General features: G+C 73.5%; 20 protein-coding genes. 10 read left to right on the forward strand and 10 right to left on the reverse strand.

All coding sequences use genetic code 11. The features are described from left to right. The first annotated feature begins 74 nt into the window (after positions 1-74). Positions 75-707: a MarC family protein gene (locus ACIPLC_RS04000; protein ID WP_400470851.1), complete on the forward strand. Its 633-nt coding sequence runs from the start codon at positions 75-77 to the stop codon at positions 705-707. A 16-nt stretch (positions 708-723) separates the two neighbouring features. On the opposite strand, the gene ACIPLC_RS04005 is transcribed toward ACIPLC_RS04000, so the two are convergent. Both ACIPLC_RS04005 and ACIPLC_RS04010 read right to left on the reverse strand, forming a co-directional pair. Continuing rightward, positions 724-1269 carry an NADPH-dependent FMN reductase gene (locus ACIPLC_RS04005; RefSeq protein WP_400470853.1) on the reverse strand — a complete coding sequence of 182 codons (546 nt, stop codon included), beginning with the start codon at positions 1267-1269 and terminating at the stop codon, positions 724-726. A gap of 152 nt (positions 1270-1421) precedes the next feature. Beyond that, entirely contained in the window at positions 1422-1865 is a 444-nt protein-coding gene (locus ACIPLC_RS04010; protein WP_400470855.1) for an Lrp/AsnC family transcriptional regulator, read from the reverse strand. A gap of 215 nt (positions 1866-2080) precedes the next feature. On the opposite strand from ACIPLC_RS04010, the gene ACIPLC_RS04015 reads away from it, so the two are divergent. From ACIPLC_RS04015 to ACIPLC_RS04035, 5 genes are all read left to right on the forward strand, one after another. Continuing rightward, positions 2081-2911 (forward strand): tryptophan 2,3-dioxygenase, encoded by an 831-nt coding sequence (locus ACIPLC_RS04015; protein WP_400470857.1) that lies wholly within the window; start codon positions 2081-2083, stop codon positions 2909-2911. Positions 2912-2925: 14 nt separating this feature from the next. Then, entirely contained in the window at positions 2926-4152 is a 1227-nt protein-coding gene (gene kynU / locus ACIPLC_RS04020) for a kynureninase (RefSeq protein WP_400470858.1), read from the forward strand. Positions 4153-4245: 93 nt separating this feature from the next. Continuing rightward, entirely contained in the window at positions 4246-4881 is a 636-nt protein-coding gene (locus ACIPLC_RS04025; RefSeq protein WP_400470860.1) for a TetR family transcriptional regulator, read from the forward strand. Continuing rightward, positions 4878-5642: a glucose 1-dehydrogenase gene (locus ACIPLC_RS04030; protein WP_400470862.1), complete on the forward strand. Its 765-nt coding sequence runs from the start codon at positions 4878-4880 to the stop codon at positions 5640-5642. The genes ACIPLC_RS04025 and ACIPLC_RS04030 overlap by 4 nt, the downstream gene beginning before the upstream one ends. A gap of 89 nt (positions 5643-5731) precedes the next feature. After that, on the forward strand, positions 5732-6229 hold the full coding sequence (locus tag ACIPLC_RS04035) for a hypothetical protein (RefSeq protein WP_400470863.1): 498 nt from the start codon (positions 5732-5734) through the stop codon (positions 6227-6229). Positions 6230-6409: 180 nt separating this feature from the next. Here ACIPLC_RS04035 and ACIPLC_RS04040 read toward each other — a convergent pair whose 3' ends face one another. Further along, a complete protein-coding gene (locus tag ACIPLC_RS04040; protein WP_400470865.1) occupies positions 6410-7861 on the reverse strand; it encodes a choice-of-anchor A family protein in 1452 nt (483 codons plus the stop codon). Between the two features lie 285 nt (positions 7862-8146). Here ACIPLC_RS04040 and ACIPLC_RS04045 point away from each other — a divergent pair, with 285 nt between their 5' ends. The 3 genes from ACIPLC_RS04045 to ACIPLC_RS04055 all read left to right on the forward strand — a co-directional run bounded on the left by ACIPLC_RS04045 (position 8147) and on the right by ACIPLC_RS04055 (position 10540). After that, complete coding sequence (locus tag ACIPLC_RS04045) at positions 8147-8854, forward strand: 4'-phosphopantetheinyl transferase family protein (protein ID WP_400470866.1); 708 nt, start codon at positions 8147-8149, stop codon at positions 8852-8854. A gap of 209 nt (positions 8855-9063) precedes the next feature. Further along, the gene (locus tag ACIPLC_RS04050) at positions 9064-9546 is read left to right on the forward strand and encodes a DUF2269 family protein (RefSeq protein ID WP_400470868.1); all 483 of its coding nucleotides are present in this window, start codon (positions 9064-9066) and stop codon (positions 9544-9546) included. Positions 9547-9703: 157 nt separating this feature from the next. Next, positions 9704-10540, forward strand: a complete 837-nt coding sequence (locus ACIPLC_RS04055; protein WP_400470870.1) for a helix-turn-helix domain-containing protein — start codon at positions 9704-9706, stop codon at positions 10538-10540. Between the two features lie 7 nt (positions 10541-10547). Here ACIPLC_RS04055 and ACIPLC_RS04060 read toward each other — a convergent pair whose 3' ends face one another. Continuing rightward, entirely contained in the window at positions 10548-11009 is a 462-nt protein-coding gene (locus ACIPLC_RS04060; protein WP_400470872.1) for a hypothetical protein, read from the reverse strand. 92 nt (positions 11010-11101) lie between these two features. Then, positions 11102-12163, reverse strand: coding sequence for an Lrp/AsnC family transcriptional regulator (locus ACIPLC_RS04065; protein WP_400470874.1), 1062 nt, complete (start codon positions 12161-12163; stop codon positions 11102-11104). Positions 12164-12277: 114 nt separating this feature from the next. Here ACIPLC_RS04065 and ACIPLC_RS04070 point away from each other — a divergent pair, with 114 nt between their 5' ends. Next, positions 12278-13168, forward strand: a complete 891-nt coding sequence (locus tag ACIPLC_RS04070; protein ID WP_400470876.1) for an inositol monophosphatase family protein — start codon at positions 12278-12280, stop codon at positions 13166-13168. Between the two features lie 104 nt (positions 13169-13272). On the opposite strand, the gene ACIPLC_RS04075 is transcribed toward ACIPLC_RS04070, so the two are convergent. From ACIPLC_RS04075 to ACIPLC_RS04095, 5 genes are all read right to left on the reverse strand, one after another. Then, positions 13273-14157 (reverse strand): amidohydrolase family protein, encoded by an 885-nt coding sequence (locus ACIPLC_RS04075; RefSeq protein ID WP_400470878.1) that lies wholly within the window; start codon positions 14155-14157, stop codon positions 13273-13275. Then, positions 14154-15788, reverse strand: coding sequence for an acyl-CoA dehydrogenase family protein (locus ACIPLC_RS04080; protein ID WP_400470880.1), 1635 nt, complete (start codon positions 15786-15788; stop codon positions 14154-14156). Before ACIPLC_RS04080 ends, ACIPLC_RS04075 begins: the two co-directional genes overlap by 4 nt. Beyond that, positions 15772-16488: a TetR/AcrR family transcriptional regulator gene (locus ACIPLC_RS04085; protein WP_400470882.1), complete on the reverse strand. Its 717-nt coding sequence runs from the start codon at positions 16486-16488 to the stop codon at positions 15772-15774. The genes ACIPLC_RS04080 and ACIPLC_RS04085 overlap by 17 nt, the downstream gene beginning before the upstream one ends. A gap of 186 nt (positions 16489-16674) precedes the next feature. After that, positions 16675-18165 (reverse strand): S28 family serine protease, encoded by a 1491-nt coding sequence (locus tag ACIPLC_RS04090; protein WP_400470884.1) that lies wholly within the window; start codon positions 18163-18165, stop codon positions 16675-16677. A gap of 302 nt (positions 18166-18467) precedes the next feature. Further along, positions 18468-19382 carry a serine protease gene (locus ACIPLC_RS04095; protein ID WP_400470886.1) on the reverse strand — a complete coding sequence of 305 codons (915 nt, stop codon included), beginning with the start codon at positions 19380-19382 and terminating at the stop codon, positions 18468-18470. Positions 19383-19462 lie beyond the last annotated feature (80 nt).

Below are 19462 nucleotides of genomic sequence, written 5' to 3' on the forward strand. Positions count from 1 at the left end.
TGCCGCGCCACGCCCGACCGCGTGGCGTGGCGTGGCGGAGCGGCCGCACCGGGCGCCGCGGTCATGCTTGGCGCATGTTCGTCTTCAACCTGAGCAGCGCCTTCATCACCTTCTTCGCCGTGGTCGGCCCGCCCAAGACCCTGCTGGCCTTCGCCCGGCTCGCCTCCACCCGGAGCACCCGGGAGCTGCGGCGGCTGGCGGCGTGGAGCACGATCATCTCGGCGGTGATCGGCCTGGTGCTCGGCTTCACCGCGGACGAGGTGACCACGCTCTTCCACATCAGCGACCAGTCGCTACAGCTCGCCGGCGGGACGATCTTCTTCATCTACGCGGTCGCCCTGGTCTTCGGCGTCCACCTCGGCGGCGAGAGCGAGGACGACGACCACCTGCCGAACCCGATGGTGGACGGCATCCGCGAGCTGCTGCTGCCCTACATCGCCAGCCCGCTCGCGATCACCGCCGTCCTGGTCGGCTCGCTCGCCAGGAACGACTGGGGCTGGAAGGCCACCGTCGCCGGCGCCTACCTCGCGGTCGTGGTGATCAACTACGTCTGCGTGGCCCTGCTCGCGCCGCTGATGCAGCGCACCCACCGCACCTCGCTGGAGGTGCTCTCCCGGCTGCTCGGGCTGCTGCTGGCGGCGGTCGGCGTGGAACTGTTCCTGACCGGCCTGGCCGGGCTCGGGGTGCACCTGCCCGAGGCGCACTGAGCCCGGCCGCCGCCCGTCAGGCCACGGCCGCCGCCAGCCGGGCCAGCACCCCGCCGATCCGCTCCCGCACCAGCGGGTCGGCGACCAGCCCGTCCGGGCCGACCGCCCCGCGCTCCAGCGGGATCCGGACGCAGGCCTCGTCCACCACGGCCGCGCCGGTGTAGCCGAGCACGGTGCGCAGGGTGGCCTCGGCGCCCCGGCCCCGGCCCGGCCCCGCCGCGTTGATCCAGCCGGCGGGCTTGTCCGAGATCTCCGTCCCGCCGACCGTCCAGTCCAGCAGGTTCTTGAAGGAGCCGGGCAGCGTCCCGGCGTACTCGGGGGTGCAGACCAGCAGCGCGTCGGCGGCCTCGACGGCGGCACGCAGGGCGGCCACCGGCCCGGGCAGCGGGTCGGTGTCGTGGTCCGGGTTGAAGTGCGGCAGATCGGCCAGCCCGGCGTAGTAGGTGGCCCGCAGGCCCGGGGTGGCGGCGGCCACGGCGGCGGCGGTGCGCAGCACGGTCTCGTCGGTGGAGCCGGCCCGCAGGCTCCCGGGCAGCAGCAGGATGTGACGCTCGTTCGGCATGCGGAGGAACCTACCGTTCCGGCCTCGGGCCGTTCGGTCGTGACGGCGGTAGGGCGTTATGACGTCATGGCACTACGGCACTACGGCACTACGGTGTTGCGGCGTTGCGGTGTTGCGGTGTTGCGGCGCTATGACGTCATGGCGTTGCGGCGCTACGCCCCTGCGGGCGCGACCACCGGCCGCCAGGGCACCGGGCTGGAGAGGATCATCGAGCTGGACGGCTGGCCGTAGCCGCCGAGCCGGTCGCACAGGGCCTCGAAATCGGCCATCGTGGGCACCGCGACCAGCAGCGCGCAGCAGGCCCCGCCGGTGACCCGGTGCAACTGGAGCACCTCCGGCCAGGCGGCCACCTGGGGGTCGCGCAGCACGCAGCGCGGGCCGTAGCACTGGATCTGGACCAGCGCGGTGATCGGCAGCCCGGCCCGGCTGAGGTCCACGTGGGCGTGGTAGCCGGTGATCACGCCGTCGGCCTCCAGACGGCGGACCCGTTCGGCCACCGCAGGTGCGGACAGGCTCACCCGGCGGGAGAGTTCGTTGTAGGAGAGCCTGGCGTCGGTCTGCAACTCGGCCAGCAGGCGGCGGTCGACGGCGTCCATGGCGGCTCCCGGAGTGACTGGAACGGGTGGTTTCGCGATCGTAAAGCGAATCGGCCGAACGCCTCGCGAACGACAGCCCGGAACGCGGTTGCGGTGTCCATCGACCATTCAACCGGGGGGTCGCACCGCCGCACAATGGGCACCCCGGTGGAACCAGGCCGTCCGTCTGGTCGCCGGTCCGGGCGACGGGCCCGGGTTGATCAGGAGGAATCGGGATGGGGCACGACACGGTGGAGACGCCCAACCTGTCGTTCGGCCGGCGCGGGCAGCCGGATCGAGGCACCCCGTACGCCCGCTACGTGTGCCTGGACGAGCTGCACAGCCTGCAGCACCCGCAGACCAAGGCGCCGGCCGAGCTGTCGTTCATCGTCACCACGCAGGTGATGGAGCTGCTGTTCGACCTGCTGCGGCACGAGTGGACGCTCGCCCAGCGGGCACTGCGCGAGGACGACCTGCCCGCCGCGCTGGCCGCACTGCGGCGCGGCACCCACGCGCAGGACGTACTGGTGGAGTCCTGGGACCTGCTGGCCACCATGACGCCGCAGGAGTTCAACGGCTTCCGCGCGGCGTTCGGCGAGGCCTCCGGCTTCCAGTCCGCGGCCTTCCTGCACCTGGAGTTCCTGCTCGGCAACAAGAACGCCGCGCTGCTGGCGATGTACGACGGGATGCCGCAGACCCAGGCCGAGCTGACCGGGGCGCTGCGCTCCCCCGGCCTGTACGACGACGCACTGGCCCTGCTGGCCCGGCGCGGCCTGCCGCTGCGCCCGGAGCCCTCCGAGCAGCGCTACCGCGCCGACGACACGGTCGCCGCGGCCTGGCGCCTGGTCTACACCGACCCGCAGTACGCCGCCCTGCGGCCGCTCGGTGAGGCGCTGCTGGACGTCGCCGAGCGGGTCACCCGCTGGCGCCAGCGCCACCTGTCCGCGGTCAAGCGGACCATGGGCGGCAAGCCCGGCTCGGGCGGCTCCAGCGGGCTGAGCTGGCTGCGCAGATCCGCCGAGCAGGACGTGTTCCCGGAACTGTGGACGATCCGGGACGAGCTGTGAACGAGGGGATGCGCATGGTCACGCGCGAGGAGTGCGCGGCGCTGGACGCCGTCGACCCGCTGGCGGCGTTCCGCAAGGAGTTCGCCCTGCCGGACGGGGTGGTCTACCTGGACGGGAACTCGCTCGGCGCGCTGCCGGTGCGCACCGCGGAGCGGGTGCGGCAGGTGGTCGAGGAGGAGTGGGGCCGGGAGCTGATCCGCAGCTGGAACGACGCCGGCTGGTTCGAGCAGCCGTACCGGCTGGGGCGGCGGATCGCCCCGCTGGTCGGGGCCGGGCCGGAGGAGGTGGTGGTCTGCGACACCACCTCGGTGAACCTGTTCAAGGTGCTGGTCGCCGCGCTGCGGCTGCGCCCCGGGCGGCGCACGGTGCTGGGCGACGGCGAGGCGTTCCCGACCGACCTGTACATCGCCGAGGGCGCCACCGGCCTGGTCGAGGGCGCGCGCAGCGTGCTGGTCCGGCCGGAGGAGCTGGACCGGCACCTGGACGGCGACGTCGCCGCGGTCGTCCTCTCGCACGTGGACTACCGCACCGGGGAACTGCTGGACCTGCCGGGGATCACCGCCCGGGTGCAGGCCGCGGGCGCGCTGATGATCTGGGACGTCTGCCACTCGGTGGGTGCGCTGCCGGTCGAACTCGGCGCGGCGGGCGCGGACTTCGCGGTCGGCTGCACCTACAAGTACCTGAACGGCGGCCCCGGTTCGCCGGCCTTCCTGTACGTCGCCGGGCGGCACCTGGCGGCCGGCCCGCGGCAACCGCTGAGCGGCTGGTTCGGGCACGCCCGCCCGTTCGCCTTCGAGCCCGGGTACGACCCCAAGCCGGGCATCGGGCGCTTCCTGACCAGTTCGCCGTCGCTGCTCGGGCAGGCCGCGCTGGGTGCCAGCCTGGACGTCTGGGAGCGCGCCGACCTGGCCGCCGTCCGGGCGAAGAGCCTGGCGCTGACCGACCTGTTCATCGGCCTGGTCGAGGGTCTGAACGGGATCGAGGTGGCGACCCCGCGCGAGCACGCCCGGCGGGGCAGCCAGGTCGCGCTGCGGCACGCCGACGGCTACCCGGTGGTGCAGGCGCTGATCGAGCGCGGCGTGATCGGGGACTTCCGCGCGCCGGACCTCATGCGGTTCGGCTTCACCCCGCTGTACCTGTCGTACACCGACGTCTGGGACGCGGCCCGGGAGCTGGCCGAGGTGCTGACGAGCGGGGAGTGGCGGGCGGAGCGGTTCTCCCGCCGGGGCGAGGTGACCTGAGGCGCGTCGTCGGCGAGGGGCCTCAGGTCACCTCACCCCGGCGGACCCGGCCGCTCCTTGCCGTTAATAATGCCCAGCATTAAACTCGGGCGCATGGCAAGGACGACGGCGGGCCACGAGACCCGCGAGAGGCTGCTGCGAGCGGCGGAGGAACTCTTCGCCACCCGGGGCGTGGAAGCCGCCCTGACCAGGGACATCACCCGGCTGGCCGGACAGAGCAACCCGTCCGCCGTGCAGTACCACTTCGGCTCCCGCGAGGGCCTGCTCGACGCGATCATGGCGGGACGCCAGGAACGCACCGAGCAGGCCCTCGCGCCGCGTCTGCCCGCGCTCGTGGGCGCGGACCTGCCCGGACTGCTCGGCGCCCTGGTCTCGGCCGAGGCCACCGAACTGCGCACCGACCGGGGCCGGCACTGCCTGCGGATCTCCGCCCAGGTCAGCCACAGCAGCGGGGTCCGCACCCGGACCCCGCACCCCACCCTGGCGGGCGGCGGCTACTGGCGGCTGATCGAGCTGGTCGAGGACCGGATCGCCGCGCTGCCGGAGCCGATCCGGCTGGAGCGGATCGACCTGGTCCTCACCCTGATCGGCGCGGCCCTGGCCGACCGGGCGCAGCAGTACCTCGCCGGGTCCACCCCGCTGACCGACGAGGAGACCTTCCTCGCCGACCTGGTGACGGTGTCCGCCGCCATGCTCTCCGCCCCCACCCCCCAGAGGAGCACGTCATGAACGACCTGACCGGCAAGACCGTCATCATCACCGGCGGCGCCCGCGGCCTGGGCGTCGAGGCCGCCCGGCTCGCCGTCGCGGCCGGCGGCAACGTGGTGATCACCGATGTCCTGGAGGACGACGGCACCACCACCGCCGCCGAACTCGGCGACCGCGCACGGTTCGTACGGCACGACGTGGCCTCGGAGGAGGACTGGCGGCGCGTGGTGGACTTCGCCGTGGCGGAGTTCGGCGCGGTGCACGGCCTGGTCAACAACGCCGGCATCTCCACCGGCTCGCTGCTGGCGGACGAGAGCGTCGAGCACTTCCGCAGGGTCGTGGAGGTCAACCTGACCGGTGTGTTCATCGGCATGAAGACCGTCGTCCCGGCGATGCGCGCGGCCGGCGGCGGGTCGATCGTCAACATCTCCTCGGCGGCCGGCCTGATGGGCCTGGCACTGACCGCCGGCTACGGCGCCTCCAAGTGGGGCGTGCGCGGCCTCAGCAAGATCGGCGCGGTCGAGCTGGGCACCGAGCGGATCCGGGTCAACTCGGTGCACCCGGGCATGACCTACACCCCGATGACCGCCTCGGTCGGCATCCAGCGCGGCGAGGGCAACTACCCCAACACCCCGATGGGCCGGGTCGGCGAGGCCCCCGAGATCGCCACCGCCGTGGTCTACCTGCTCTCCGACGACGCCTCCTACGTCACCGGCGCCGAACTCGCGGTGGACGGCGGCTGGACCACCGGCCCGACCGTCAAGTACGTCATGGGCCAGTGACGAAGGTCATGCCCGGGTAGAAGTTCGATCCTCATCATCCTTGGAAAACCTCCCCATTGACTCACCGTCAGCCACAAAGGGGGGTTTGCATGACCATCGAACTCGGACCGCTTGAGCCCGAACCCTTCATGCTGGCCCTCGGGTTGACCCTGCTCTTCCTGATCACGTGGACCCTGGGCTGCAGCCTCCTCCCCCGCATCGAGCGGGTGAAGGCCGAGCGGTGGGACGCGACCGAGGGCCGCACCGAACGCGCCGACGCCATCCGCGCCGAAGCCGAGGCCGCCCACGACGCCGGCCGGCAGGAACTGGCGCAGGCCCGGCACGAGGCGGCCCGGATCCGGCAGGAGTACGCCGAGCAGGGCGCGGCGGCCGTCGCCACGGCCCGCGCGGAGGGCGTCCACGACCGGGACCGGCTGGTCACCGCCACCCAGGTGCGGATCGCCGCCGACCAGGCCGAGGCGGCCGGACAACTCCGGCAGGACATAGGGGAGTTGGCCGTCGCGCTGGCCGGCCGGGTGGTCGGCGAACCGGTGCACACCGTCGCCACCGACCGTCGCACGGTGGACCGCTTCTTCGGCTCCCGCTGAGCCGTCGTCGGCCCCTCGCCCAGCACGGGCGAGGGGCCGACGCATGCCTGCGGCGGGCTGCCGACAACGGCCCAGGCCGCCCGGTCGGGGTCGACCCGGGCGGCCTGGGCCGTAGTTGGCATTGTTGGCATTGTTGGCGCTCTTGGCGCTCTTGGCGCTGTTCAGGCCTTCCTTGCGGCGCTAGCTGTGGCGGCCGCGACGGCGGGCGGCCAGGACGGCGAGGCCGCCCAGGCCGAGCAGGCCCACGCCGGCCAGGCCGAAGACCACCGGGGCGTTGCCCGCGCCCGTGGAGGGCAGCTCACCGCCGCCACCGGGGTGGTGGCTGGACGGGTGCTCGGACGGGTGGTGGCTGGTCGGGGCCGGCCCGGAGCTGGAGCTCGACGAACTGGCCGAGGGCGAGGTCGGGCTCGTGCTCGGGGACGACGAGGGGGAGGAGGACGGCGAAGAGGACGGGGACGACGACGGGGACGACGACGGCGAGGAAGAGGGCGAGGAGGACGGGGACGACGACGGCGACGAGGAGGGCGACGACGACGGCGAGGTCGACGGCGACGGGCTCGGCGTCACCTGGCAGTCCGGCAGGTCCCCGTCGAACGGGTAACTGTGGATCTCGTAGCCGCCGGTGCCGGTGTGGATCAGGTTGCCCGCGAGATACACCCGGCCGTTGATCCCGGGCTCGGAGATGGTCATGGTGCCGCCCGGGTTGCCGGCCAGGATCGAGCCCTGGAACTGGGCGCTGCCGAGGATCTGCGCCGAGGTCGCGGTCGGGAAGTTGTACATCAGCTTCGACCGCATGTCGGTGGTCTGGTCCCCCGCCAGACCGGTGCCCGTGTAGGTGTTGATGATCGGGCTGTCCCCGAGCATGTTCACCACGACGGTGGCCCCGGCCGGGATGTTGTCGAAGACCAGTCCGATCTGACCGCCGCTCGGCGAAGCGAGGTTCTGGGTGACGTTGAAGACCTGCTTCGCGCTGGTCCCGTCGCCGGTGAAGGTCGCCTGGCTGGAGGAGACGTCGACGGTGCCGGTCGCCGCGGCCTTCCCCACGCAGTCGGAGATCTCCTCGATCTGGGACAGCACCGTCTGGTACGGCGCGGCGGCGTTCGGGTCCTGGATCGCCTGGCCGGTGGGGTCGATGTTGACGGTGCCGGAGAGACTTCCGGCGTGCCGCAGGTTGCCGAAGGCCGGGCCCCCGGAGTCGCTGCCGCCGATCAGGATGCGGTCACCGGTCCTGACGTCGACGTTGCCGCCGGTGGTCACGAAGTCGCTGCCGTTGGGCGGCACGACGCGCGAACCGACGCCGACGACGCCCATGTTGTAGACGCCGCCGCCGTTCTTGTCGACGGTCAGGTTCCCCAGCACGACGATCTTGCCCTCGGCCTCGGCGGCGCGGCCGGTCACCGTGTAGTCGCCGCCGGTGAAGACGTTGATGGTGGAGTCCCGGCCGGTGAAGTCGCCGTTGTTCGGCGGCGGCCAGGTGGCGGGGCAGTCGGGGCCCGTACAGGCGCCCAGCGGCGGGGCGAGCGGCGCGGCCGAACCGACCGTCAGCACGGCCGCCATCGGCAGCGCCGCGACGGCGGTCGCCACGGCGACCCGGACGGTCCGGCGCCTGCGGGTGGCGGGTGCTCTTCTCACGGCGGTCGTTCTGTGATCCGGCGTACCGGTGCCCTGACCCATCGACACATTCCTCCGCGCATAGGACAAAGAGCAGGCGCACATGACCTGCCCTGTTCGTACTATCTGCTGGCGATCCCACAGATCCGGGACATCCAACCTCAAATCGGATGATTCATACCCTACAGATCCTCAGATCCGGTCCGAAGATCCACCGAACGGCGCAGTGGTCGCCACCCCCCGCCCCGACTCCGGACGACCTCCGCGCCGACCCCGTCCGGGGTCCGCGCCCGTTAGGTTGGAGGAATGACCTCCGAGGCCCAGGACCAGAGCACGCCGCTCGTCGCCGTCGCGTCCGCCGACGCCGTACTGCGGCACCCCGAAGCGGGCGAGCACCTGCTCACCCCCCTTGAGCACGAGCGCGCCGCGCGCTTCCGGCACGAGTCCGGGCGGATCGACTTCACCGCCGGCCACGTGCTGGTCCGGCTCTGCGCCGCCCGGCTGCTCGGCGTCCCGGCCGCCTCGCTCACGCTCGCCCAGCAGTGCCCGGACTGCGGCCTGGCCGACCACGGCAAGCCGTACCTGCCGGACCACCCCGGGGTGCACGTGAGCCTGTCGCACACCCGGGGCGTGGTCGCGGCCGGAGCCGGCCACCAGCCGGTCGGGGTGGACGTCGAGCTGGCCGCGCGCGGCGGATCGCTGGGCGCGGTCGCCCGCCGGGTGCTCGCCCCCGCCGAGCTGCGCCTGGTCGAGGCGGCGCCGGAGCCGGACCGGGCGTTCCTGCGGCTGTGGGTGCGCAAGGAGGCGCTGATCAAGATCGGCCGGGCCACCCTGGACACCCTGGCCTCCGTCGACCTGTCCGACCTGCCGCTGGACGTCCCGCCCGGCACCCCGCTGCGCAGCCGTCACCAGGACCTGCACCTGCTCGACTGGGCCGACCCGGAGCACGGCGCCGCCGTCGCGGCGGTCAGCACCGCCGCGCCGCGGATCGTCCAGCTGACGGTGGCGGACTGACCGGTGCGCACCGAGCAGGGCGGACCGAGCAGGGCGGACCGAGCAGGGCCGGCTGAGCGCGGCGGAACCGCGCCGCCCGGCGGAGCGGGCACGCCCACCCGAGCGACGGACCGCCGGATAAGCGGTGTTAGCGTGCCTGATCGCGGGCGCGTCGCCACCGGACGCCCGCCGCACCAGCTGCCCACCGCCGGATTAAGGGTGTCCCCGCCATGGCCAAGTTCCTGCTGAGCCTGCACGTCCTCGCGTCGGTCCTGTTCATAGGCCCCGTCGCGGTGGCCGTCAGCATGTTCCCGCGCCGGGCCAAGGCCGCGCTGGCCGGCGGGCCGGACCAGGCCTCGGACGCGGGCGTGCTGCGGATCCTGCACCGGATCACCCAGGTCTACGCGCTGCTGGGGGTCGCGGTGCCGGTGCTGGGCATCGGCCTGGCCCAGGTGATGGACGTGCTCGGGCAGTCCTGGATCATCGTCTCGATGGTGCTCACCGCGATCGCCGCGCTCTCGCTGCTGCTCTTCGTGCTGCCCGGGCAGCAGGCCGCGGTGGACGCGCTCGGCGCCGACACCGCCCAGGAGGAGCGCACCAAGGCCGTCCAGAGCCTGCGGCTGCTGCCGATGACGGCCGGGGTGTTCAACCTGCTGTGGGCGGTGGTCGTGGTGCTGATGGTCATCCGGCCGGGGTCGAGCACCGGCGTCTGAGCCGGATCCCCCGAAGCCGTACCGAGCGGGGCCGCACCGAACGAGAAGCCCTACCGGGCGAAGCCGTGCCAGGCGAAGCCGTGCCGACCGGAGCCGTGCCGGGCGAACCTGAAGGCCCTCTCCCGCCGGGCGGGCCCGGTCCAGTACCGTCCTGGCCATGACGATCATGGCGGGCATGGGCAGCCCGACGGGTACCGGAGTCGGTCCGCTGCTGCGCGGCTGGCGCGAACGGCGGCAGCTCAGCCAACTGCAACTGGCCCTGCGGGCGGACTCCTCGGCCCGGCACCTCAGCTTCGTCGAGAACGGCCGGTCCCGCCCGAGCCGGGAGCTGGTGCTGCGGCTCGCCGCGCACCTGGACGTCCCGGTGCGCGAGCGCAACACCCTGCTGCTCGCGGCCGGCTACGCCCCGCACTTCCCCGAGACGCCGCTGGACGACCCCTCGATGGACGCGCTGCGCGGCGGCCTGGAGCGGCTGCTCGCCGCCCACGACCCGTACCCGGCGCTGGTCGTCGACGGGTCCTTCCGGGTGCTGGCGGCCAACCGCTCGCTCGGGCTGCTCCTCGACGGCGTCGCCCCGCACCTGCTGGAACCGCCGCTCAACGCGATGCGGATCGCCCTGCACCCCGAGGGGCTGGCGCCGCGCATCGTGAACCTGCCGCAGTGGCGCCGGCACCTGCTGGAGCGGGTGGAGCACCGGATCGAGCTGGTCCGCGGCGAGCCGCTGCGGCGGTTGTACGAGGAGGTCACCGGCTACCCGGCACCGGCGGACGACCCGAGCCCGGGCGGGGAACAGGCGGACGGCACCGGGCGGTTCCCCTTCGCGCTGCCGATGCGGATCCGGCACGAGGGGCGCGTGCTGTCGTTCCTCTCCACCATCACGACCTTCAACACGCCGCTGGACGTGACCGTCTCCGAGCTGGCCATGGAGACCCTCCTCCCGGCCGACCCGGAGACGGTGCGGTTCCTGCAGTCCGCGGTCGGTCCGGAACGCTGACCCCGAATCAGGTGCGGCGGTCGACGCGGCCCTCGGCGCGGCCCTCGGCGCGGCCGTCGCGCCGGCGCAGCGCGGTGAACTGCAGGGCCGCGAACAGGGCCACCACCGCCGCCTGCACCGGGATCCAGACGGCGCCCGCGGTGGTCGGCTCCAACCAGGCCGCCATCGCCACCAGGCTGAGCACCACCCAGACGGCGTTGAGGTCGATCACCGCCTGCACCGCGAGCCGCGGCGGCCGCCGACGGGCGGCCAGGGCGCCGACCCCGAGGGCGTAGACGGTGAGGAAGACCCCGAGGTCGAGCAGGATGCTCCGGCCGACCCCCAGCAGGTCGCCGACCGGGCCGGCGAAGGCCAGGTAGACGAGGCCGTTGCCACCGGTGACCAGTGCGTCCAGGACGAGTACGCCGCGCACCGTCCACAGCGAGGAGGCGGAACCGGGGCGGGCGGGCGTGAGGGTGTTCGCGGACATGGCGGATCAGCCTCCTGACGGGGATGGGGACCACGGCGGCGGTGACACCGGCCGGGTTCCCCCACCCTGCCCGCCCGGCCGCCGGGCGTCGATTACCCCGCAGGTAAGGGCGCCCGGGGCCGAGGGCTCTCGGGGCTTCGGGCCCGGAGCTCACGGCGTGCCGGGGCGCACGGTGTGCCGGGGCGGCGGAGCAGGACGCCCGCCCGCTTCACCGCGCGGGCGGTGATCGTGGTCTCGGCCCGGGCCACCCCGAGCGGGCCGAGGGTGTCGGTGAGGAAACGGTAGAGCCCGCCGTGGTCCGCGCAGAACAGGGTGGCCAGCAGGTTGGCCGGGCCGCTGGTGGCGAACACCCCGTGCACCTGCGGGTGGCGGGCCAGCGCCGTACCGACCTCGGCGAGCCGGCCGGGCAGCACGTCCAGCCAGAGGTTGGCGTCCACGGCCATGCCGAGCAGTCTCGGGTCGACGGTGGCGTGGGTGCGCAGCAGCCCCGTCTCGTCGAACCGCTGCAACCGGCGGCGGACGGTCGACTCGGGGGCGCCGACCGCCACGGCCAGCGCGGCGTGGGACTGCCGGGCGTCCTCGCCCAGCCGGGCCAGCAGCGCCCGGTCGAGCCCGTCCAGCGGCAGGGGCACGGCGCGCGGGGCGGCGGGCCGGGCGAGCGCGGCGGCCTCCTCCTCGGTCAGGTGTCCGGCCCGCCACTGCCCGGCGTCCGCGAAGGCGTGCAGCACGGCGTGGGTGGTGGTCTCGGTGACGGCGGTGGTCGCGGGCAACTGCCCGTACAGCAGCCGGTCGCGGGCCCCGGCGTCGCTCAGCATCACGGCGCCGATCTCGTGCCCGCCGAGCATCACATCGACGAACGGCACGTCGGGGCGGTCGGCCAGCGCCTGCGCGATGGCGTCCACCGTGCCGCGCAGCACCCGGACCCGCAGCAGCAGCGCGCCCACCGCGGCGTCCTCGACGTCGGGCAGCCGGACCACGCGCAGCACGCCCGCCCGCCGCATCCGGGTCAGGCGGCGGGTGACCGTCCGGACGGAGACGCCCAGCACCTCGGCGATCCGGCCCGACTCGGCCCGCCCGTCCACCTGGAGGGCGCAGACCAGACGGCGGTCGAGGACGTCCAGCACGGTGTCCGGATCGGCAGTGGAGAGGTCCATGGTGTCCGATCTCCGCCGTTCGACGGGGATTGAGCGTCCTGATGCGGCGGCCCGACGGTACTCCTTGTCCCGAGCGGCCGGGGAGTCCGGCCCGGAGTGGAAGGGACTGCTGCGATGGAGGCTGTGGCCATGGACGCCGTGCCGATGCCCGCCGTGCCGATGGACGCCGCGGCGATGGAGCTGTGGACGCTGGCGGACGGGGTGGTGGCGGCGGCGCACGCGGTCGGCGCGGAGCTGGCGGCGCGACGGCCCGCCGAACCGACCCCGGCGCGGACCGCCGGGGAGGCGCTGGCCCGCTTCGCGGAGGTGGACGGCCCGGCCGCCGCCGAACTGCGGGAACGGCTGACCGCGCTGCGCCCGCAGGCCGGGTGGGCGGCGGAGGAACTCGACGGCACGGTGCCCGCCGAGGGCGAGTGGTGGCTGGGCGATGCCACCGACGGCGCGGTGCAGTACCTGCTCGGGCAGCCGCACTGGGCGGTCACCGCGACGCTGGTCCGGGACGGCGCGGCGGTGCTGGCCGTCGTGCACGCCCCCGAGTCGGGCGGCGGGGCAGCAGCTGGCGGGGCACCGGCTGGCGGGCGGACGTACCGGGCGGTGCTCGGCGGCGGGGCGCAGTTGGACGGGCGGGCCATCGCGCCGCTGCCGCGCGAGCTCACGGCCGCCGTCGCCGCCACCAGCCAGCCGCCGCACGTCGCCGCCGACCCGGTGGCGCTGCGCCGGGCGGGCGAGTCGCTGTCGGCGATGGCCGGCGCGGTACTGGCGGTGCGCAACCTCGGCCCGACCGCGCTCCAGGTGGCGCAGGTCGGCTCCGGGCACCTGGCGCTGTTCTGGGAGTACGGCTGGGACGCGGGCAACCTGCTGCCCGGCGCGCTGATCGCGAGCGAGGCGGGCGCGGCGGTGACGGGCGCCACCGGGGCGGCCTGGACGGCCGGCTCCGACGGCTTCCTCACCGCCGCGCCCGGACTGCACGCGGACGCGCTGGAGGTGCTGCGCGCGGTGCGGTGACCCCGATCCGGTGGGCCCCCGTGCCACGACCCCTGGTGCCACGCCCCCCGGTGCCGCAATCCCCGGTACCGCGGCCCTCGGTACCACGACCCTCGGCGCCGCGATCAGCCCGCCGGGGCGAGCCCGAAGAGCGCGGCGGCGTTGTCGTGGCAGACGGCCCGCAGCCACTCCTCCCCCAGGCCCAGCCCGGCCAGCGCCTCCAACTGGTGCACGTACCGGTACGGGATGTTGGGGAAGTCGCTGCCGAGCAGGACGCGGTCCTGGAGGCCGCGCAGGCGCGGCAGTTCGGCGCGCGGGAACGGGTCGTCGGCCTCGACGAAGTCGGTGAACGCCATGGTGGTGTCCAGCCGGACGGCCGGGTGGCGCTCGGCGAGGTCGAGGAAGTCGCGGTACTCGGACATGCCGAGGTGGGCGACCACCAGGACCAGCCCCGGGTGCCGGTCCAGCACCTCGCCGATCGGGCCGGGGCCGGTGAACTTGCCCGCCACCGGCCCGGATCCGCAGTGGCTGACCACCGGGGTGCCGGTCTCGGCGAGCAGCCCCCACACCTCGTCCAGCCGGCGGTCCGTCGGGTCGTAGCCGCCGACCTGTAGGTGCGCCTTGAACACCCGGGCGCCGTCCTCGATCGCCCGCGCCACGTAGCCGGGCGCCTCGGGCTCGGCGAAGAAGGTCGCGGTGTGCAGGCAGTCCGGGGTGCGGGCGGCGAAGTCGGCGGCCCAGGCGTTCAGCCAGGCGGCCATGCCGGGCTTGTGCGGGTAGAGCATCGACGTGAACGCCCGGACGCCGAACTCCCGCAGCCGCTCGACGCGTTCGGCCTCGGCCTGGCGGTAGGTGATCGGCCAGGGGCGGTTGACGAGCGGGCCGGCCGCGTCGAAGTACGCCCACACCTTGTCGAGGACGCTCTTCGGCATGAAGTGGGTGTGCACGTCGATGAGGCCGGGGAGGCCGAGGGCCCGCCAGAACGCGCGGACCTCCTGGGATTCGCTCATGCCGGCACCGGGCGGGCCCGGTCGATGATCCCGCCGGTGTCGACGCCCGACGGCAGGGTGCCGAAGGCGCCACCGTGGTCGCCGGCGAGGCGGGTGGCGCAGAACGCGTCGGCCACCGCCGGGCTGCCGTGGCGGACCAGCAACGAGCCCTGCAAGGCCAGCGCCATCGACTCGACCAGCCGGCGCGTCCGGTACTCCAGGTCGGCCTGGTCGGTGAGCTGCTTGCGCAGGTCGGCGACGGCGGCGTCCAGTCGGCGGTCCGCCCCGGAAGCGGCGTCGAGTTCACCGAGGAAGGCCTCGACCGTCTCCGGGTGCTTCGCCATGGCCCGCAGCGCGTCCAGGGCGGCGACGTTGCCGGAGCCCTCCCAGATCGACACCAGCGGCGCCTCCCGGTAGAGCCGGGGCATCCCGGACTCCTCGACGTAGCCGTTGCCGCCCAGGCACTCCAGCGCCTCGGCGGCGTGCGCCGGGCCGCGCTTGCAGACCCAGTACTTGGCCACCGCCAGGCCCAACCGCCGGACCAGCGCCTCGGTTTCGTCCCCGGCCAGGGCCAGGTCGGTGCTCCGGGCGAGCCGCATCGCGACGACGGTGGCCGCCTCGGACTCCACCACCAGGTCGGCGAGCACGTTGCGCATCAGCGGCTGGTCCACCAGCGGCCGCCCGAACACCCGCCGGTGCAGGGCGTGGTGAACGGCCCGGGTGGCGCCGTAGCGCATGCCGGAGGCGGCGCCGATGGTGCAGTCCAGGCGGGTCATGTTGACCATCTCGATGATGGTCGCCACCCCGCGCCCCTCCTCGCCGACCAGCCAGCCGACCGCGCCGTCGTACTCCAGCTCGGCGGAGGCGTTGGACTTGTTGCCGAGCTTGTCCTTGAGCCGCATCAACTGGAGGCGGTTGCGGCCGCCGTCCGGGAGGACGCGCGGCAGCATGAAGCAGCTGAGACCGCCCGGCGCCTGGGCGAGCGTCAGGAACAGGTCGGACATCGGCGCCGAGGTGAACCACTTGTGGCCGGTCAGCCGGTAGGTGCCGTCCGCGTGCGGGGTCGCGGTGGTGGTGTTGGTGCGGACGTCCGAGCCGCCCTGCTTCTCGGTCATCGACATGCCGGCGATCAGCCCGCGCTTGGTGCGCGGCTCGCGCAGCCCGAAGTCGTACGTGGTGGCGGCCAGCAGCGGCTCCAGCTCGCCCGCCAGCGAGGGGTTCGCGCGCAGGGCCGGGACGGCGGCGTAGGTCATCGAGATCGGGCAGGTGTGGCCGGCCTCGACCTGCCCCCAGACGAAGAACTTGGCGGCGCGGGCGGAGTGGGCGCCGGGCCGCTCGTCCCGCCAGGGCGCGGCGTGCAGGCCGTGGGAGACGGCGGTACGCATCAGCTCGTGCCAGGCCGGATGGAACTCGACCTCGTCGACGCGGTGGCCGAAGCGGTCGTGGGTGCGCAGGACGGGCGGGTTCTCATTGGCCAGCCGGCCCCACTCGGCGGCCTGCTCGGAGCCGGCCAGGCGGCCGAGTTCGTGCAGTTCGGACTCGGCCCAGCCGGCTCCGGCCCGGTGCAGGGCGGCGAGCAGGGTCGGATCGGCGGCGGTGTCGTGTCCGTACGGCAGGGGCACCTGGTTGGTGACCTCATGCGTCGCTGTCATCGCGTCCTCCCAGGGCACGCAGGGTGAAGGAGACCAGGGCGGGGACCACGTCGGTGGTGCCCGCCGTCTTCGTGGGTGCGGCCGTTTCCGTCGGCGCGGCCGTTTCGGTCAGCGCGGCCGTTTCCGTCGACGCGGCCGATCCCGTGGGTGCGGCCGATCCCGTGGGCGGCGCGGCCGCGAGCGGGCCTGCCAGTGCCTCGCCGACCGCGCCGACCAGCGCGGCGGCGGTCAGCACCGGGTCCTGCTCGGGGAGTTCGCCGCTCGCCACGGCGGCGGCGATCTCGGTGGCGATCACGTCCCGGAACGCCCGGCGGAACACCAGGCGCTCGCCGTCCACGACCGCGTCGGCCGGCTCGACCAGCAGCGCGTACGCCAGCCGGGGCGCGCGCAGGGCGCGGGCGGCGAAGGTCTCGACGACCGCGGCGATCCGCTGCCGCGGGGTCTCCCGGAGGGCGACGGCCGCGTGGACGGCGGTCATCTCGCGGGTGACCACCCGGCGGAACAGGTGCACGGACAGCTCGGCCTTGTTGGCGAAGTGCTGGTAGAGGCTTCCGGTGGCGATCCCGGCGCGGTCCGCCACGGCGGCCATCGTGCAGCCGCCGTAGCCGCGTTCGGCGAGCAGCAGGACGGCGGCCTGCAGCACGGCCTCGCGCTGGGCGTCCAGCCGGGCCTGGACGGCGGGCGTGCGTCGATAGGCCATACAAGCATTGAAGCACTGATTCAGTACTTCGGGGAGGGGGTCGGGCCGGCCCGCCACGGTCGGACCGGTGCCGCCGGATCGGACCGGTGCTGCCGGATCGGGCCTGTGCCGCCGGATGCACGAGGAGGCCGCCCCCGGCTGGGGACGGCCTCCTCCGAAGCGTCACACGGCGTTACGGCCTGCCGGTTACAGCGGGTGGCGCTGCGACTCCAGCTTCAGGCCCTCCTCGTCGAGCGGGCCGAACGGCGGGATCTGCTGCTTCTTGGCGAGCGAGCGGGCGGTGTCCTGGTCGCCCAGGCCGGCCCACTCCAGCACCTTGGCGGTCGCCTCCGTGGACTCCCCGGCCGGCAGCTGGCCGATGTTGGAGCCGTGGTTGCCGCCCGGCACGGTGTAGACGTAGCTGTCGTCACTGCCCCGGCCGAGCTTGAACGGCTTGGCGCCCCACGGGTCGTTGCCGCCGTAGACGTACATGATCCGCTCGGCGTCGCGCTTCACCCAGCGGTCGATGTCCCGCATCGTGTTCGGGTTGAAGGTGGTCGGGATCTCCTTCGGCACGTAGGAGCGGGCCGAGTACAGCTCCTTGTAGTCGTAGTGCAGCACGCCCTTGAGGTGCGAGACGTCGAAGAACGGCGCGCCCAGCTCGGTCGCGGCCTGGTAGTAGTACGCGGTGTACTTCGCCAGCGACTGGTCGCTGTTGCCGGTGATGCCGGACTGCGCGTCGAACCACGCGTACAGCTCGTCGTCGGTCGCGGTGGCCGCGGCCGGGACCTTGGCGCAGTCCGCCTCCAGGCTGTACTGCCAGAACGCCCAGACCACGTCGAGCACGCCCGCCTCGTACGCCCGGTCCGGCGTGCCGAGGGTGTTGAAGGTGGAGCCGGCGGCCTTGTTGTCGGCCGCGTAGCGGGTCTCCAGGCGGTCGCGGCGCACCAGCAGCTCGCGCTGGGCGGCGTTCAGCGCGGCCCGGCACTCGGGGGTGCCGACGGTGCGGAAGAAGTCGGTGTAGGCGGCGTAGTCGTTGACGTCGGTGTTGTTCGGCGCCACGTACGCGATCGTGCCCGCGACGTCGTCCGGGTAGAAGCGGCGGAAGTAGGTGGAGGACATGCCGCCCTTGCTGGCGCCGGTGGAGAGCCACTCCTGCTGGTAGATCCGCTTGAGCGCGGTCACCAGCCGGTGCGAGTCGGCGGCCTGCTGGCGGATGCCGGCCTTGGACCAGTCCGCCGGCTCGGGGCGCGACGGGGTGAAGTAGCGGTACTCGATGGACACCTGGTTGCCGTCCACCAGCCGGGTCGGCTCGGTGCGGGACGGGTTGGTGCCCAGCGTGTAGCCGTTGGTGTAGAAGACGGTCGGGCGGTCGTAGCCGCGGTGCAGCACGCTGAAGCGCTGCTGGAAGGTGCCCAGCCAGGGGCGGAAGTGGTCGATCGGCTGGGTGTAGGTGAGCAGGAAGTAACGGTGGCCGGTGGTGGTGGGCTTCTCCTCGGTGATCGTCACCCCGGGGATCGCCGCCAGGCGGTCCTTGATGTCGGCGTTGGGGTCGTCGGCGGGGCTCCGGCCGTGGGCGGCCCCGGCGGCCCCGGCGCCCTGGGCACCGGCGGCCAGCGCCGGGGTCGCCAGGCCGCCGAGCGCGAGCAGCGGTATCAGCAGGACGGAAACCAGCAGCCTTCGCAGCGTGGTGGTCATCAACTCTCCATTGGTCAAACGGATATGACTGCCGCCGTGTCGGGACAACTCTGCGGCGTGGGTGGTGCGGCGGCCGCCTGGTAGACGGCCGAATGGGCCACCCGCCGTTCGCGGGTGGCCCATCGGGGATCGGTGCTGGTCAGCGGGGTCGCCCCGGTTCCGTCACGGAGTGGCGGTCGGGGGCGGGGTGGCGGTCGGGAACGGTGTGACTGCCGGGAGTGGGGTGCCGGTCAGGGGTGAAACGGCGGTCAGGCGTGGGACTGCGGCCGGGGGTGGGGCGGCCGGTACGACCATGACGACGGTCAGGGCCGGACCAGGGTGCAGCCGGGCAGGGTGAGGTCGAACCGGTTGCCCGCGGCGAAACAGGCCGGGATGCCGTAGGTCTCCTGGGCGTAGCCGATGCCCTGGTGCACCGTCACCGAACCGTTCTCGTCGACCTCACACGGGTTGTCGAGGGTGCAGGACTCGCCGCTCTCGTTGATCGTGTTGTTGACGGCGACCACCTGCCCGGTGTTCGCGTCCACCACCGGCGAGCCGGAGGTACCGCCGATCACGTTGCAGCCGGAGGTGTAGCGGACCGAGTCCTTGAAGGTCCAGTCGGCCTCGTTCAGCTGGTAGGCGAAGCCGTCGATCGAGCAGGAGTAGATCTTCTTCCAGTAGCCCGAGACGACCTTGATCGAGGTGCCCTGTGTGGGGTGGGCGGCGGAGATGGTCAGCGGGGCGATCCCGTACCGGGACTGGATCGAGGCGTAGCTGGTGTTCAGCTGGTAGATCGACACGTCGGTGTCGGTCATGGCGCCGTATACCACCTTGGTGGCGCGCAGGGTGCCGAGCCCGCTGCCGCTGGAGCTGAGGAGGGTGAAGGTCCGGCTGGAGGGCTGGTTGAGGACCACCTCGCCGGGGCCGGGCATACCGGACTCCAGGCAGTGGCCGTTGGACAGGACGAGGGCCGGGTCGCTCGCGGCCGAGCCTGGCATCCGGACCAGCGAACCGGAACAGTTGTTGAGCGCCACCGTCCCGGCAAAGTTGACGGCGCGGGGGGCCGCCTTGGTGTCCGCGGCCTGGGCCTGGGCGCTCAGGGACTGGCCGTCCTGGGCCGCGGCGGACACGGCGGCGGGGGCCTCCGGTGCGGCGGCCTGGGCCGGGAGGGCACCGGCGAGGGCGGTTGCCCCGGCGACCAGGACGGTGGCGAGCATGCCTATGAGCGGCTTCTTCATGAGAGACCTCTCGGTGTGGGGGTTCACCAAAGCTGTCGCGGACATGACCCACTGTCAAGAGTCAAGACACCACCAAGAGA

Origin of the sequence: Kitasatospora sp. NPDC086801, from assembly GCF_044745805.1 — a bacterium.
GTDB lineage: Bacteria > Actinomycetota > Actinomycetes > Streptomycetales > Streptomycetaceae > Kitasatospora.